This window comes from Bacillus sp. ISL-4 (genome assembly GCF_018613275.1).
In the GTDB taxonomy this organism is placed as follows: domain Bacteria; phylum Bacillota; class Bacilli; order Bacillales; family DSM-1321; genus Peribacillus; species Peribacillus simplex_E.
On sequence record NZ_JAGGQN010000012.1, the window covers coordinates 134,427 to 150,853 of the forward strand.

At 43.3% G+C, this 16,427-nt stretch carries 16 protein-coding genes; 1 reads left to right on the plus strand and 15 read right to left on the minus strand.

The window, feature by feature from the left end; genetic code table 11:
• Nucleotides 1–14: 14 nt before the first annotated feature.
• The 12 genes from smc to J7J00_RS10110 form a co-directional block, all read right to left on the minus strand.
• Complete coding sequence (smc, locus tag J7J00_RS10055; protein ID WP_214790316.1) at nucleotides 15–3,578, minus strand: chromosome segregation protein SMC; 3,564 nt, start codon at nucleotides 3,576–3,578, stop codon at nucleotides 15–17.
• 24 nt (nucleotides 3,579–3,602) lie between these two features.
• Nucleotides 3,603–4,343, minus strand: coding sequence for a ribonuclease III (gene rnc, locus J7J00_RS10060; protein ID WP_214790772.1), 741 nt, complete (start codon nucleotides 4,341–4,343; stop codon nucleotides 3,603–3,605).
• Nucleotides 4,344–4,607: 264 nt separating this feature from the next.
• Complete coding sequence (locus tag J7J00_RS10065; RefSeq protein WP_034313729.1) at nucleotides 4,608–4,841, minus strand: acyl carrier protein; 234 nt, start codon at nucleotides 4,839–4,841, stop codon at nucleotides 4,608–4,610.
• 57 nt (nucleotides 4,842–4,898) lie between these two features.
• A complete protein-coding gene (gene fabG, locus J7J00_RS10070) occupies nucleotides 4,899–5,639 on the minus strand; it encodes a 3-oxoacyl-[acyl-carrier-protein] reductase (RefSeq protein ID WP_214790774.1) in 741 nt (246 codons plus the stop codon).
• Entirely contained in the window at nucleotides 5,639–6,586 is a 948-nt protein-coding gene (gene fabD / locus J7J00_RS10075; RefSeq protein WP_214790318.1) for an ACP S-malonyltransferase, read from the minus strand. Before fabD ends, fabG begins: the two co-directional genes overlap by 1 nt.
• A 27-nt stretch (nucleotides 6,587–6,613) precedes the next feature.
• Nucleotides 6,614–7,600: a phosphate acyltransferase PlsX gene (gene plsX, locus J7J00_RS10080; protein ID WP_214790320.1), complete on the minus strand. Its 987-nt coding sequence runs from the start codon at nucleotides 7,598–7,600 to the stop codon at nucleotides 6,614–6,616.
• A 24-nt stretch (nucleotides 7,601–7,624) separates the two neighbouring features.
• Nucleotides 7,625–8,182 (minus strand): transcription factor FapR, encoded by a 558-nt coding sequence (gene fapR, locus J7J00_RS10085; protein WP_098371041.1) that lies wholly within the window; start codon nucleotides 8,180–8,182, stop codon nucleotides 7,625–7,627.
• A 118-nt stretch (nucleotides 8,183–8,300) separates the two neighbouring features.
• Nucleotides 8,301–10,352 (minus strand): ATP-dependent DNA helicase RecG, encoded by a 2,052-nt coding sequence (recG, locus tag J7J00_RS10090; protein ID WP_214790322.1) that lies wholly within the window; start codon nucleotides 10,350–10,352, stop codon nucleotides 8,301–8,303.
• On the minus strand, nucleotides 10,349–11,233 hold the full coding sequence (sdaAA, locus tag J7J00_RS10095) for an L-serine ammonia-lyase, iron-sulfur-dependent, subunit alpha (protein WP_214790324.1): 885 nt from the start codon (nucleotides 11,231–11,233) through the stop codon (nucleotides 10,349–10,351). The genes recG and sdaAA overlap by 4 nt, the downstream gene beginning before the upstream one ends.
• Nucleotides 11,234–11,270: 37 nt before the next feature.
• Complete coding sequence (gene sdaAB, locus J7J00_RS10100; RefSeq protein ID WP_214790326.1) at nucleotides 11,271–11,933, minus strand: L-serine ammonia-lyase, iron-sulfur-dependent subunit beta; 663 nt, start codon at nucleotides 11,931–11,933, stop codon at nucleotides 11,271–11,273.
• A 206-nt stretch (nucleotides 11,934–12,139) separates the two neighbouring features.
• Complete coding sequence (locus J7J00_RS10105; protein ID WP_214790328.1) at nucleotides 12,140–13,810, minus strand: DAK2 domain-containing protein; 1,671 nt, start codon at nucleotides 13,808–13,810, stop codon at nucleotides 12,140–12,142.
• Between the two features lie 18 nt (nucleotides 13,811–13,828).
• The gene (locus J7J00_RS10110) at nucleotides 13,829–14,191 is read right to left on the minus strand and encodes an Asp23/Gls24 family envelope stress response protein (RefSeq protein WP_048684651.1); all 363 of its coding nucleotides are present in this window, start codon (nucleotides 14,189–14,191) and stop codon (nucleotides 13,829–13,831) included.
• 253 nt (nucleotides 14,192–14,444) lie between these two features.
• Here J7J00_RS10110 and rpmB point away from each other — a divergent pair, with 253 nt between their 5' ends.
• On the plus strand, nucleotides 14,445–14,633 hold the full coding sequence (gene rpmB, locus J7J00_RS10115) for a 50S ribosomal protein L28 (RefSeq protein ID WP_034313767.1): 189 nt from the start codon (nucleotides 14,445–14,447) through the stop codon (nucleotides 14,631–14,633).
• Between the two features lie 186 nt (nucleotides 14,634–14,819).
• Here the strand turns inward: rpmB and spoVM are convergent, their stop codons facing one another.
• The 3 genes from spoVM to rpe form a co-directional block, all read right to left on the minus strand.
• Entirely contained in the window at nucleotides 14,820–14,900 is an 81-nt protein-coding gene (gene spoVM / locus J7J00_RS10120) for a stage V sporulation protein SpoVM (protein ID WP_034313769.1), read from the minus strand.
• A gap of 122 nt (nucleotides 14,901–15,022) precedes the next feature.
• Entirely contained in the window at nucleotides 15,023–15,676 is a 654-nt protein-coding gene (locus tag J7J00_RS10125; protein ID WP_214790330.1) for a thiamine diphosphokinase, read from the minus strand.
• Nucleotides 15,677–15,778: 102 nt separating this feature from the next.
• Entirely contained in the window at nucleotides 15,779–16,426 is a 648-nt protein-coding gene (rpe, locus tag J7J00_RS10130) for a ribulose-phosphate 3-epimerase (protein WP_098371047.1), read from the minus strand.
• Between the last annotated feature and the right edge of the window lies 1 nt (nucleotide 16,427).

Here is a 16,427-nt window from a genome sequence, read left to right on the forward strand (position 1 = left end):
CTAATTCATGAATTTTAAACTTCAATAAAGTTTTCTGATTCTTCCATCCGGACTGAAACAAGTTTGGAGACGCCTGACTCCTGCATCGTAATGCCATATAGGACATCCGCCTCTTCCATCGTGCCTTTGCGGTGAGTAATCACGATGAACTGTGTTTCCCTGCTGAACTTCCTTAAAAATTGACTGAACCGGAGGACATTCGCCTCATCAAGCGCTGCCTCGACTTCATCAAGGATACAGAAAGGCACCGGACGCACTTTTAGAATGGAGAATAAAAGGGCTATGGCTGTCAATGCTCGTTCTCCCCCGGATAAGAGGCTCAAATTTTGCAGTTTTTTCCCAGGAGGCTGTGCAATGATATCTACTCCTGTATTTAGTAAATCATCCGGATTTGTCAGCTTCAGCTCCGCTCTGCCTCCGCCGAATAAAGCTTTGAAGACTTGTTCGAATTCTTCACGGATCGAATAGAAGGTATCCGCAAAGCGCCGCTTCATTTCATCATCCATTTCATCGATGACTTGGAATAATGTATCTTTCGCCTGTTGAAGGTCTTCCTTTTGACTAAGAAGGAATTCATAGCGTTCAGCTACACGTGCGTATTCATCAATTGCACCTAGATTCACCGTCCCCAGTTCCTCGATTGCAAGCTTGATGAGCTTCACCCTTTTTTGAGCCTCTTCTGCAGGCATCATCAATGGATACTGTTCTTTAGCACCTTCAAAGGAAAGGGTATATTCTTCTCTCAAGTGGTCGAGGCGATTTTCCAGTTCGACATCAAGACGAGTTAATTTCACTTCTTCATCCTTTATCACTTCGACAATGCCTCTATAAAGTCGATTTTCTTCTTTCAAGGACAGTTCAAGCGTTTCAACTTCCGTTAGAAGCTCGTTTTTTTCCTGTTTTTTTATGGCGATTCCTTCAATTGCCCCATTTTTATCGAGCAATTTCTGCTGAGCCATATCTTCCAGGGACTCTTCCCCGCTTGAACTGTCTGTCATTTCATTAGTCAGGAGCCCTAAATCATCTTTGTTTTCGGCAAGCCTGCTTGTTTCCTTTGAAAGATCCGATTCAATGCGTTCCATCTTCTCTTTTTGGTTTTGCAGCTGGCCGCGCTTAGAGGCAAGCATTACCCTCAGTTCATTCGTTTCTTCAGCAAGGCTCTCTTTTGAGGATTGTTGAGATTGCTTTTGTTCGGTCATTTCGGAAATCAACCGGTCCAGCCCTTCAATCTCAGTTTTACACGATTCCAAAAGTTCTTCCAGCTCTTCAAGTCTTGCTGTTTTTTGCTGTTGTTCTTCCAAATATGAATTTTTATCCAAATCATAAAGATGCAGCCGTTCATTCACATTTCTTTCCTGCAGCTCCACTTCACGGAATTCGCCCTTAAGGGTTTGTTCTTGTAATCGAAGTCTCTCTCCTGTTTTTCTGGTTTGTTCAAGCGTTTGCTCTTGAACACCCACATCCACTTTGAGCTGTTTGACTTGCTTTTCTAGCTGATTCGTTTTAGCTTCCATGGCAGCAAGTTTTTGATGGAGCTCTTCCAATTCCGTTTTCCTTGAAAGCAGGGACGTCGTTTTTTGCTTTAAGGCTCCACCAGTCATTGAACCACCTGGATTGACGATATCACCTTCAAGTGTTACGAAGCGGAAACGGTGCTGCATCATTTTCGCTAGGTCATTTGCACCTTTTAAATCAGTTGTGATCATCACGGTTCCTAATAGGTTTTCAGCAATCGCTGCATGCCTATCATCATATTGGATCAATGATGAACCCGTCCCCACAAAAGCCGGATGACTCTTAAGCATCGATAGTTGGTTAGCTGATATCTCTCTTGCCTTTATGACTGATAAAGGCAAGAACGTCGCACGCCCATACCTATTTTTCTTCAAGAAGGAAATGGCTTCCCGTGCATGTTCTTCGCGTTCCACGACAACATGCTGCATCGCTCCGCCCAGAGCCGTTTCGATGGCCGTTTCATATTCCTTTGGAACCTTTATCAATTCCGCAACTGCCCCTTCAATGCCTCGAAGGGTTTCTTTCGCTTTCAAAACCTCTTTTACACCCTGAAAAAAGCCTGCATAATCATCTTCCATTTCTTCAAGAAGTTCCTTACGAGATTTTGCCTGTTGAAGGAATTGATAGGCCTTATAAAGGGTGGTTTCTTGTTTTTGATACGTATCTTTTGCAGCATTCAATTTATTCTGCTGATTTCGGAAATAAGTGACATGCTCTTCAAGCTGCTTAGTTATATTTTCCATCAGCTGTGAATATTCCATTTTTTTAGCAGTGATATCCATTCTTTCGGTTAAGAACTTTTCATTTTCCATATCAAGTTTAGCATTTTTATGTTCCTGCTGCGTTAATTGCTGGAGCAGGTATTGTTTTTCGTTTTTAGCCGATGCCTGCTTGTTCAACCACTCGATATAGTCACTCTTTTTTGCTTCGATCATCGCTTCAATATCACTATTGAAAAGGCCTAGGCTTTTTTGTTTTTCATGTAAGGTTTCAGAAATCCCCTTCACTTCCAAGTTCAGTGCATTCAGGATTTCCGTTTCTCTTTCCTTTTGCAAAGCCAAACGCTCGACGGCAGCCTCACCCTCCACAATCGCCTTTTCTAGCTGTGACTTGTTTTGGGCAGCATTTTTTTTACGTTCTTTCAAAACCTCTTTACGGCCTTCAAGCTTTTCAAGTTCTTCGCTGGCATTCAGGAGAATTTCCTGAAGTCCATTGATCGATGTCTCAAGCGTCGCAAGACTATCCCTTTGTTTTTTAAGATGCGCTTCTCTGTCATGAAGCTGTCCTGCCATTTGCTGTTCCATTTCATTATGTTTTTCGAGTTCTTGTGACAGTTTTTCCCATTTTTCATAAAGCTCTTCTATTTCAAAAACGGTTAAAGCCACTTCTATTTGCTCAAGCTCTTCTTTCTTCGCCAAAAATTCCTTGGCGAGGGAAGACTGAATTTTTAACGGCTCCACCTGCCCCTCCAATTCATGGAGGATATCATGGACACGGTTTAAGTTATCCTGTGTTTCCGTCAGCTTCGATTCTGCTTTTCGTTTTCTAGTTTTATACTTCAGGACACCGGCTGCCTCTTCAAAGATCACTCGTCTTTCTTCAGCCTTACTGCTTAGGATTTCTTCCACTTTCCCTTGGCTGATGATGGAAAATGCTTCTCTCCCAAGACCAGAATCCATGAAAAGGTCTATGATGTCTTTCAGACGGCAACCTTGATTATTAATGAAAAATTCACTTTCTCCCGATCGATATACACGCCTTGTCACACTGACTTCATGAAAGTCGATCGGTAGGGAATTGGTCTCGTTATCAAGGGTCAATGATACTTCCGCAAAATTCAACGCCTTCCTCGTGTCACTTCCCGAAAAGATGATATCTTCCATTTTTGCTCCACGCAGTGATTTCGCAGACTGCTCTCCAAGTACCCATCGGACTGCATCGGTCACATTACTTTTACCGCTTCCGTTTGGTCCAACCACTGCCGTGACACCAGGTACAAAATCAATCGAAATTTTCTCTGCGAAAGATTTAAATCCTACAACGTCCAAACGTTTGAGGAACATGACCTTTCCCCCTCTACTGTTAAACTATCTTGTTGATTTTTTATCTTTTAAAACGATCAATGCATGCTCGGCAGCATGCTGCTCCGCTTCTTTTTTGGACTTTCCTATTCCAGAGCCCAGCTCTTCCCCATTAAGGGAGACGGTCGAAACAAACTCCCGATTATGAGCCGGTCCTTTTTCCTGCAAGATCTTATATTGCAGGACACCGATGGCATCCCGCTGGATCAGCTCCTGAAGCTGGCTCTTATAATCCATCACATGAGAAAAAGCACCCTCGTCTATCTTCGGAAACACGACATTCGTCAAAAACTGCACAACCGGCTCTAATCCTTGATCAAGGTACAAAGCACCAATATAGGCTTCGAATACATCCGCAAGCATGGCAGGGCGTTCTCTTCCACCTGTCATTTCTTCCCCTTTTCCGAGTAATACATATTCCCCGTAAGAAAGGCTATTTGCAAAAGCAACAAGTGAAGGCTCACACACAATGGCTGCCCTTAGTTTGGTAAGTTCACCTTCGCTCATCATCGGATATTTTTGATATAAGTATTTAGAGATGGTCAATTCAAGTACAGCGTCCCCTAAGAATTCAAGCCTTTCATTATCTTCATAAGGCTTACGGCGATGCTCATTCACATAAGATGAATGCGTAAAAGCTTGTTTTAATAGATTTTCATCTTTAAAATGAAAACCCAGATTTTCTTGCAACTGTTTAAATTTATTATCCTTGATTGATGGTTTACGATTATTTCCGTTCCTACGCATCACACAAAACCCTCCACAACGGTTCAAAAAGCATATTTTTCCAATATATAAAAAGAAACCTGGCAGGAATTCCTGTCAAGCTTTCCTATGTACCATCATACATTATTATCCGCTCAAAGAAAACTAATGGCAAAAGACCACTGTCATGCAGGCGAAACTTACCGTGTACATGCTCATTTCCTTATCTGCCGCTACATCAAACTTCTTTAAGCAATAAGAGAAAGCCCCGTTAAAAAACGGAGCTTTTAGTCAAATGACAATTCATTACATAGTGCTTTGTATGTAATTCACAGCATCACCTACTGTGGCGATTTTTTCAGCGTCATCGTCCGAAATTTCCATATCAAACTCGTCTTCAAATTCCATGACTAGTTCAACTACATCAAGGGAATCGGCACCAAGATCTTCTTTGAAAGAAGCTTCAAGTTTTACCTCTGATTCTTCTACGTTCAAACGATCTACAACGATTTTAGTTACTCTTTCTAATACATCTGCCAATGTGTTCACCTCCCCTCAAAACATTATAAATTAATTTCGAAAAAAATCAAAGAAAACTTACATGACCATGCCGCCATCTACATGAAGAGTTTGCCCAGTCATATATTTGCTGGCCTCAGAAGCGAGGAATAAAGCCACTGCAGCAATATCTTTAGGGTCACCGAACCGTGCAAGCGGAATTTGGTCCAGCATGGCTTTTTGGACGTCTTCAGGCAATTCACCAGTCATATCCGTTGAGATGAAACCTGGGGCAATCGCATTGACCGTAATGCCTCTTGAAGCAAGTTCCTTTGCCGTGGTTTTAGTCAGGCCGATCACACCAGCTTTAGCCGCTACATAATTAGCCTGCCCTGCATTTCCGCTGACGCCGACGATCGATGCCATGTTGATGATCCTGCCGCTACGCTGTTTCATCATTTGCCTTGTAACCGCTTTGGTGCATAGGAACACGCCTTTAAGATTCGTATTAATCACTGAATCCCATTCATCTTCTTTCATACGCATCAATAGGTTATCACGTGTGATGCCAGCATTATTGACCAGGATATCCACTCTGCCAAACTGTTCGACGACCTCTTTGATCATGCTTGTCACCGATTCACTATTTGCAACATCGCATTGTATGGCGAATGCTTTACGGCCCAATGCCTTGATTTCGTCAACCACTTCATTCGCTTTAGCTTCACTGCCAGAATAGTTGATGGCAACATCTGCTCCCTGACGGGCAAGTTCTAATGCAACTTCCCTGCCTATACCCCGTGAAGCTCCCGTTACAAGTGCTTTTTTTCCTTCGAGGATCATGCTTGTCCCCCCTTCAATGTTTCGATTGTTTTAGTTAGAGTATCTATATCGGATACCGAGTGAATTTGAACGGAACGATCAATTTTCTTTATCAATCCGCCCAATACTTTCCCAGGGCCCACCTCGATGAACGTATCCACGCCCAATTCAAGTAGATTTTTCACACTGTCCTCCCAAAGGACCGGTGAATACAGTTGTTCGATTAATTTTTCTTTTATTTCGGCAGGTGCTGTAATGGGCTTAGCCGTTACGTTTGAAATAACTGGAATTTCCGCCTGTTTGAAGCTTACTTCATCGAGGACACCCTGTAACTTTTCTGCTGCCGGTTTCATCAATTCCGAATGGAACGGTCCACTAACTTCAAGAGGAAGAGCCCGTTTAGCGCCATTTTCCTTGGCTTTTGCACTCGCAAGTTTAACCCCTTCCGAGGTGCCTGAAATGACGATTTGCCCTGGACAGTTAATATTGGCCAATTGAACGGATTCCCCTGTGGCCGTAATTTCAGAAGTGACTTCAGATAGAGCTTCTCGGTCCATTCCCAAAATCGCAGCCATTGAGCCTTGACCATTCGGTACCGCAGCTTCCATGAATTCTCCACGCTTACGCACTGTATATACGGCATCCTCAAAAGAAATTGCACCAGATGCCACTAATGCCGTATATTCACCTAAACTGTGCCCGGCTGTATAATCGGGTTTGATCCCCGCTTCTTCCAACTCCTTGACAAAAGCATAACTCGTGGTCAATAAAGCAGGCTGTGCATTATAAGTCACCGTTAATTCTTGTTGTGTACCATTAAAGATCAATTCGGAAAGTGGAAAATCAAGTTTTTCATCAGCTGTTCGAAAAATTTGCTGAGCACGCTCGTTTTCTTGAAATAAGCCATGCCCCATTCCTATTGATTGTGAACCTTGTCCTGGAAAGACAAAAGCAATTTTACCCATCTGTTACTCCCCTGCCTCTTTGAATTATTATTGTTTTTCTATCGTCTCCGCAATTGTCGATATGACGTAATTTCCAACCATATCGCGTGTCTGGCGTATTGCATGATAGACCGCATTCGCATCTGAAGAACCATGAGCCTTAATGACAGGGGCCTTCAAACCGAATAGGCCGGCACCGCCATACTCCGAGTAATCCATTTTATTTTTTATGCCTTTTAGTTCAGGCTTTACCATTGCTGCGGCCAACTTACTCTTGAGATTGCTCATCAAAGCCGTTTTCACCATTTTGAATACGCCCATAGCAGTGCCTTCAAGCGTCTTTAATACCATATTTCCCGTGAAGCCGTCCGTTACGACAACATCTGCCGGCCCGTTCAGGAGGTCCCTTGCCTCTACGTTACCTATAAAGGATATCTCCGATGATTGCTGCAGTAATGTAAAGGCATGCTTTGTCAATTCATTCCCTTTTTTTTCTTCTGTGCCAATATTAAGTAATCCGACACGGGGCTTTTCGATTCCCCGCACTTTTTGGGCATAAACAGACCCCATTATGGCGAATTGAAGGAGATGCTCCGGTTTCGCATCGGAGTTCGCACCTACATCCAGTAGCACAAAACCTTTACCATCGATTGTCGGAAGGGTGGGAGCTAATGCCGGACGTTCAATTCCTTCTATCCTTCCGACCACAAACAAGCCCGCAGCCATTAGCGCCCCCGTATTGCCTGAGGAAATGCATGCATCTGCTTCCCCGTCAGCCACTTGCTGTGCAGCCAACACCATCGAGGCGCTTTTCTTGCGCCGGACCGCACGAACCGGTTCATCGGTACTCAATATTTTTTCATCAGTATGTATAACCCTTATACGATCATGTTTCGCTAAGTATTGGTTAATTTCAGCTTGATTGCCTATCAAGGTGATTTCCACATCGGAAAAATTCTCGACAGCTTTCATCGCTCCCAAAACCTGTGCCTCGGGAGCATTATCGCCACCCATGGCATCTATCGTAATCTTCATTTTCTTACATCCTTTACTAGAAAGTTAAGAGCGATACATTTCGAACTCGCCTTTAAAAACCAGTTCATTACCCACGTAGCTTCTGACTTCCACCACGGAACGATCATTGGTGTGGTCCACGCTTTTAACCCTCGCTTTAGCTACCACTCTTTCATTTTCCTTTACAGAACGAGTAAATAAAATGGATGCTTTTGCAGTCAATGCCAGTTCATCATTTATGACTGCTACAGCCAATGAATTCGCTTGGGCAAAAAGGTGATGTCCCCTTGCAATTCCATTCCGCTTAAAGACATGCTCTTTATTTATATCCAAAATCGAAATTGCATTATCATCTAAATTAAGGTCAATTACTTCCCCGATGATCTCATCCAAAGGCAATGCCCTGATTTCGTCACTGAATTTTTTCTCGGCCACGCTTTTAATACGCTCACGCAATTCCGGTATCGATAATTCAAGACGGTCAAGCCTAATGGTCTGGACGCTCACCGAATATTTTTCAGCCAGCTCCTCATCCGTTACAAAAGGATTCTGTTTAATCGTTTCGATTAATAATTGCTGGCGTTCCTTCTTATTTCTTCGCATTTGAAGGTCACCATCCGTAGTATTATGACTAGGTACTAATAGTAGTATATATATTTTAAAAACAGATTGCAAGATATTGCGTAAAATCTCACAATCTGCTATTGGTTTTTCATTCAGTTCAGTCCAGCTTTTCTCCCGTGAATACGCCCGTCCCCTCTAAATAGTTCCGAAGCGGAGCATACTCCGGGGAATGCCAAAAGCTTTGGGAGGCAATCAATTTTGCTGCATCCGTCCTTGCTACCTCCAGGGTCCTGTAATCATGGACCATGTCGGCTACCTTGAACTCAGGAAGGCCGCTTTGTTTTTTACCGAAGAAGTCCCCGGGGCCACGAAGTTCCAAGTCTTTTTCGGAAAGGGCAAAACCATCGTTTGTCTCGGTCATTATTTTCATCCGTTCTTTGCCGACTTCCGTTTTCGGATCAGCCAGCAGTATGCAAAAGGATTGATCACTCCCCCGTCCAACTCTTCCGCGTAACTGATGCAACTGTGAAAGCCCAAACCGTTCCGCATCATAAATGACCATTACCGTTGCATTTGGAACATTCACCCCAACTTCGACAACCGTCGTGGAAACAAGGATTTGTGCTTCATTGGCACTAAACTGCTGCATCACTTCGTCTTTTTCATCCGCGGGCAGCCTTCCATGCATAAGGCCCACTTTGTACCTGTTCGCAAAGTATTGTGTCAGCATTGCATGAACATCGAGAACATTCTGTAAAGAATCGAGTTTCTCCGACTCCTCAATCAAGGGACAGATGACGTAAGCCTGTCTCCCTTTCTTTAGTTCCTTTTCGAAAAAGGTTAAGATCCGATCAAGCATTTGGTGTTTCGCCCAATAGGTTTCTATCGCTTTTCGCCCGGCAGGCATTTCATCGATCGTGGAGACGTCCATTTCCCCAAACACTGTAATTGCAAGCGTTCGCGGAATCGGTGTAGCCGTCATGAAAAGGACATCTGGATTCGTACCTTTTTCACGAAGGATGCGGCGCTGTTCCACTCCGAAACGATGTTGTTCATCCGTTATGACAAGACCTAGATTCCGGAAATTCACTTCATCCTGTATCAATGCATGAGTTCCTATCAATAGATCTAGCTCACCGGATTCCAACATTTGCAATAGTTCCTTGCGTTTTTTGCCTTTTACCGAACTTGTCAACAATGCGACCTTTACTCCACTCGGTTCCAACATTGCCTTCAGGGATTGTGCATGCTGCTCAGCCAAGATTTCCGTCGGGACCATAAGTGCACCTTGGAAACCTGCTGTAATCGTCGCCTTCAGGCATATGGCGGCAACCACCGTTTTTCCAGACCCGACATCCCCTTGAAGTAGACGATTCATCCGGTAAGGAGATTTCATGTCATTCATTATTTCCTCGACGACCCTATTTTGAGCGTTCGTCAAAGGAAAAGGGAGAGTTCCAATGAAGGCTTCCAGCTGCTCCATGTCAAACTCCTGTCCTATCCCTTTTGACTGCTCCCTCTGAACTTTACGAAGTGCCTGCATTTTAAGTTGAAACAATAAAAATTCTTCATACACAAAACGGCGTCGAGCCTTTTTCACCTCATTGGCCGATAGAGGGAAATGCATTGTACGAAGAGCATCGTTACGCGGCATCAGTTTGTATGCCGCCAGTAATTGCGGGGGCAGATTCTCTTCTATCATTGCCTCATATTCAGAAAATGCATTGGAGATAAAGCGGCGGAGTCCCTTGACCGTAATGCTGCCTTTCACTGAGTACACCGGTTCGAACTCTTTCTCCTGGCTACGATCACCAACGTGGCATTCCGACCCTGTAATGGTTTGGCGATGACGATCCCACTTTCCTGTAACCGTTACGGTTTCACCTATCGCGAGCTTTTGCTTCAGGTATGGCTGGTTAAAAAAAATGACATTTACTAAATATCTCCCAGTCAATACTTTAATCGTAAGCCTGGATTTTTTCTTTCCAAAGTATCCTAAAGTGGGCACCGTATGAACCTTACCTTCCACGGTAACCCGCTCATCGTGCTCGACCGTTTCCAAATCCCTCAACCGGTAATCTTCATAGCGATATGGGAGATGCTCAAGGAGATCCGCGACGGTATGGATCCCCATTTCCCCCAACGTTGCCGCCGTTTCGGCCCCAATTCCTTTTACTGCTGTTATGGGTTCCTGTATAGTTGCTTTCACTTCTTATTCAGCGGTAAGCCAAAGATTTTCGCTTCCAACTCCCGCCCAGTCGGTGTAGCCGCTAAACCTCCTTGTGCAGTTTCCCTAAGTGCCGATGGCATCGTTTGCCCGATTTTATACATCGCATCAATTACTTCATCACACGGTATGCGGCTTGTGATCCCTGCTAACGCCATATCTGCGGCAACCATTGCATTGGCTGCACCCATGGCATTCCGCTTCACACAAGGCACTTCCACAAGCCCAGCAACAGGGTCACATACAAGACCAAGCATGTTCTTTAATGTGATCGCCATCGCCTCTGCACTTTGTGCCGGTGTCCCACCTGCCATTTCAACGATGGCTGCCGCTGCCATGCCCGAGGCAGAACCGACCTCCGCCTGACAGCCCCCTGCGGCTCCAGAGATCGAAGCATTATTCGCAACAACAAAACCAAAAGCCCCTGCTGTAAATAGGAACTCAATTTTTTGTTCCCGAGTCGGTTTTAATTTATTTTGCAAAGCAAAAAGTGTTCCAGGCACAACACCAGCAGATCCGGCAGTCGGCGTCGCACAAATCGTTCCCATGGCCGCGTTCACTTCGTTTGTTGCCACGGCTTTGCTTACCGCATCCAACAGCAGTTCACCGGATAAGGAATTTCCGGATTTAATGTAATTCTGAAGAAGAACTGCATCCCCTCCCGTCAGGCCGGAAACGGACCGTACACCTTGAAGTCCTTTTTCAACAGCCTGTTCCATTACATCCAGGTTGACTCCCATCTGGCGGATAATTTCTTCACGGCCTTTTCCCGTTACTTCCATTTCCTGCTCTATCATCAGCGTTGAAATTCTTTTCTGCTTTGATTCAGCTAATTCTACTAATTCCGCTACATTTCGAAACATGATTCATTCTCCTTCCTAAGTGGAAACGATTGCCCTGTCAATCCACAATCCTTGCTACTTGAGTGATGTTGGGGAGTGCCGTAATTTCAGCGATGACGTTATCTTCCAGGTTATGGTCCACTTCAATCGTCATCAAGGCCATCTTCCCTTTCTCTTTTCGGGAGACTTCCATCTGGCCAATATTGATTTGATGCTTGGCTAATATGTTTGAAACATTGGCAATGGCACCAAATCGATCATCATGAACGACGAGTATTGCAGGGTTGTGCCCGGAGAGCCTCAATTTAAACCCATTCAGTTCGACGATTTCGATCTTTCCCCCGCCAATCGATATTCCGACAAGTTCCAGTTCACCATCATCATCACCAACTGTTATTTTTGCAGTATTGGGATGTTCCGGTACTGCTTCTTCTTCCCGAAAAGTAATTTTCATCTTCTTTTTGCGGGCTAGTTCCAGCGATTCTTTGATTCTCTCATCAAATGTATCAAAATCAAGTAAGCCTCCTACAATGGCTACATCCGTTCCATGGCCTTTATAGGTTTTGGCAAACGATCCGTAAAAAGAAATATGGGCCCATTTTGGTTCCCGGTCGAATAAATTCCTGGCAACCCTACCGATCCTTGCAGCTCCTGCTGTATGGGAACTAGAGGGGCCGATCATAACAGGACCAATTATATCGAATACACTTCTAAATTTCATGATTTGCTCCTCCTTCTTCACACTGGGAGTAGTTAAATAATAAAGCCTGATATATTGTAATTACAATCACGCTGTCCGTAATCCTTCTTTTCAAAAAAATAAAACTGCATAGCCTAATGACATATGCAGTTTATTGCCTTTTATTTTTTTCAGGATCCTTCAAAAATTATGACGAATAAGTCTCCCTTATCTTCATGATCCTCTACTTATTCAATTGAAAAAATAAAAGAATATAAAGGTTGTTTCCCATTATGGATTTCAACTTCAACGTCTTCGAAATGCTCATTACAAAACGCAACAAGACCTTCGACATCTTCAGCAGTGGCATCTTCCCCATATAAAATGGTAAGGATTTCCGAATCTTCGTCAATCATATCGGTGAGAAGATCTTTTGCCGCCTGAGTCATGTCTTTATCCTTCACTTTGATGGTGCCTTCAGCAATTCCCATGAAGTCCCCGGTCTCGATTGCTAGACCGTCAATGTTTGTATCCCGGACAGCATAAGTAATCTGGCCCGTTTTCACATGCGAAAGGGCTTCGATCATCGCTTTTTTATTCTCTTCAGCATCAAGTGAAGGGTTAAATGCCAACAATGCAGCCATTCCCTGTGGTACTGTTTTCGTTGGAATGACAGTCACATGATCCCCAAGCACATCTGCAGCCTGATTGGCCGCCATGATGATATTTTTATTATTAGGTAAGATGATGACATGATCTGCATATGCCTCTTCGACAGCTTTAACGATATCTTCCGTGCTAGGATTCATCGTTTGTCCGCCTTCAATGATGGACTTAGCGCCGATGCTTTTGAATAATTCGCTGATGCCAGCACCCATCGCCACTGACACTACAGCGTACTTCTCTTTGGTGGACGGTTTAGTTTGAAGCGGTGTATTCGTCCCACCGACAATCGCAGTATGCTGTTCACGCATATTATCGATTTTCATTTTTATTAAACTGCCATATTGCTGTCCATAATTCAGGCACGTGCCAGGCTGTTCCGAGTGAATATGTACTTTGACGACTTCATCATCTGAGATGACTAATAATGAATCTCCGTATTCACTTAAATCATTTCTGAATTTTTCTTCATCAAATGGTCTATTGGCAAGTTTTTCACTTTCCAATCGGACCATGAATTCCGTACAGTAGCCATACACGATATCTTCCGTATTCATATGCCCTTGTACATTCATGTGATGTTCGGCACTGATCATGTCGTCCATGCTTGGACCATTTGAAGATCGGACTGGAAGGGCTTCACCTTTCAGCTCAGCTAGGAAACCTTCATAAACGAACACCAGCCCTTGCCCACCGCTATCAACGACTCCGACTTCTTTTAAGACTGGAAGAAGATCCGGTGTGCGTTTTAATGAGGCATTGGCCTCCGTAACGATTTCTTCCATTACTTGAATAAGGTCTTGGTGCCTTGCTGCTGATGAAACCGCTTGCTTGGCTGCATCTTTTGCAACCGTTAAAATGGTTCCTTCAACAGGTTTCATTACAGCTTTATAAGCTGTCTGAACCCCTGCTTCAAAAGCTTGGGCAAATTCTTCACTATTGATTTCCGATTTATGTTCAATCGCTTTAGCAAAACCGCGGAACAGTTGCGAAAGGATTACTCCTGAATTGCCGCGTGCGCCCATTAGCAGTCCTCTTGAAAGGGACGTACCCACTTTCCCGATGTGTTCCTGGACGTTATTTTGCACTTCCTTCGCTCCCGAAGTCATCGATAAATTCATATTCGTTCCTGTATCTCCATCCGGAACAGGGAAAACATTCAACGCATCAACCATTTGGGCATTAGCCGCTAAATGGTTGGCACCTTGAATGATCATTTCTGCAAAGCGCTTTCCGTTTAAACTTGTAATTGACACAAAACTTTCCTCCTATACTTAAGGGTTCGTCACACGAACTCCCTGTACAAAAATGTTGACGGAATCAACAGCTAATCCTACAGTTTTGTCCAGGGTATACTTTACCTTTGATTGCACATTATGTGCAACTTCCGAGATTTTCGTTCCATAACTTACGATAATATACATATCGATATGAACTTCTTCCTCTTCTTGACGGACTATTACACCCTTAGTAAAGTTTTCTTTTCTTAAAATTTCGGCAATGCCGTCTTTAAATTGTTTTTTGGAAGCCATTCCTATAATTCCGTAGCAATCCACGGCTGCTCCGCCTGCTACAGTAGCGATAACATCATTAGAGATGTCAATTTGTCCATACTTCGTTTGTAATTCGATAGACATTTTCTTTTCCCTCCCAAAAAATCAAATCAACTAAAGACATTTTACTATAATGTCAATGTTTTTAAAAGTAAATGTCATACGGTACTATATATAATTCAATTTTGAAGTATGTATGTCAAGGTTTTTTTCTTGAAAGTAATTAACTGAAGTATTGCATTCTAACGGTAGGTATGATAAATTATTAAAGTATTTTACAAAGACTTAAGACGACTGCGAAAAACTTAAGCTTGTTGTAGTTAGGAGGGAATTTAACATGGCACGTAAATGTGTAATCACTGGAAGAAGAACTCGTTCTGGTAACAGCCGCTCTCACGCAATGAACGCTAGCAAGCGTACATGGGGCGCTAACCTTCAAAAAGTACGTATTTTAGTTGACGGTAAACCTAAACGTGTATACGTTTCTGCAAGAGCTCTTAAATCGGGCAAAGTAGAACGCGTATAATGTTACGGCATCCTCTTAGGATGCCTTTTTACTTGTAATGGCCGGTATTAATGGGGATGGTTTCAATTCGTTGATCAATGCTGGTCTGCATCAAGGAAGAAAGCCTTCACCCATTAATGGATGGCTTCCCCTTTTTACCGAAAAATAACACCTCCCTGAATTTGAGAGGTGTCATGTAGATAAGTATCAGCCTTTTTTAAACGCTCCGAGCATAGCCCTTACCAAACTGCCCAGAACTTTTGGCAATTTAATCGTATAAAATTTCATCATGCCCCTCCTCTTTGCATCCCACAATTAAAGATGAAGTGGAATTTTTCTATTACAACATAAGCTTTTAAGCGGATATAGGATGTTCGTAATTATATCCGAATCTGCTCTAAGCATGAATTTTAATCACTGCTTCTTATCACCATTAATATGCCTTTCTCAAATGAAACATTCCCAGATTCGGAAATTAGTTCATTGCTGATGCAAAGCGTCGAACCTATTACCACGCTTGCATCATTCAGTGGGTATTTGAAACCCGTAAGTGTAATGCCGGTGACTTCCGCCGTTACAGGGAGCAATGACAAGTATTTCTTATCTTCGAGAGCAATGACCTCATATGAACCCGCTGTCTTAACTGTAAATATATTTTGCCGATCGACTATGTATATTTCTATATCGCCATGATAAGGGAGGACACTTTCTTTTTGGAGCAGCTGGATATTTCCAAGAAAATGGTCCATTCTTCCCCCTGTGGCGCCCAGGATATGAATTTCACTTGGCTTTTGCCCTATTGCCCATTTAAATGCGATCTCTAAATCCGTTTCATCCTTTTCCGAAGAATATAGATTGATTTGTTCCAGCCTTTGCTCAATCTTCTTGTATTCACCTTCCGAAACTGAATCAAAATCCCCAAAACCGTACTTAGGTTCGATACCTTTTTCAAGCAAGGACCATACTCCTCTGTCAACCCCGACCCAAAGATCAGTCTTCTCCTCATACCATGTCAGATCCGGCCAAAAACATTCCGGACCTCCAGCCATTATACTAATAATCATTAAAATCATCCTTTTCTAAATCTAATCATATCCAAGGTGCCTTTGTTTAATTGCTAAAAAAAGCCGACCACCATCATACGAATATGATAGTGTCGGCTTATATCACTTTCCCCGAATCTTTTGAATCGCTGCGTGTCGATCTTCTTGATTATATATTGCCGAGCCGGCCACCAGGACTGTCGCCCCTTGTTCAATACATAGTTTAGCCGTTTCTTCATTCACTCCACCATCAATCTCTATTTCGAGGTTTTGATTATACATTTCTGCCATCGCCTTCACTTCGGCAATTTTGGGCAGAACGGATTTAATGAACTTTTGCCCGCCAAAACCCGGATTGACCGTCATCAACAATACCATGTCAATATCTTCGATAATAGGTTGGATCAAGGAAGCCGGAGTGGCTGGATTAAGCACCACGCCTGCCTTTACACCAAAAGATTTAATCAATTGTATAGTCCGATGCAAATGAGTGCATGCCTCTACGTGTACAGTTATATAATCGGCTCCCGCTTTCGCAAAGGCCTCGATATAACGATCAGGTTGTTCGATCATTAAATGAACATCAAGCGGAAGTTTTGTCACCGGGCGGATAGCATCAACAATTAGTGAGCCTATCGTTATATTCGGCACGAAATGCCCATCCATGACATCCACATGGATTAAATCCGCTCCGCCCCTTTCCACATCAAGAATTTCTTCTCCCAATTTTGCAAAGTCAGCTGATAAAATGGATGGTGCGATTTTAACCATT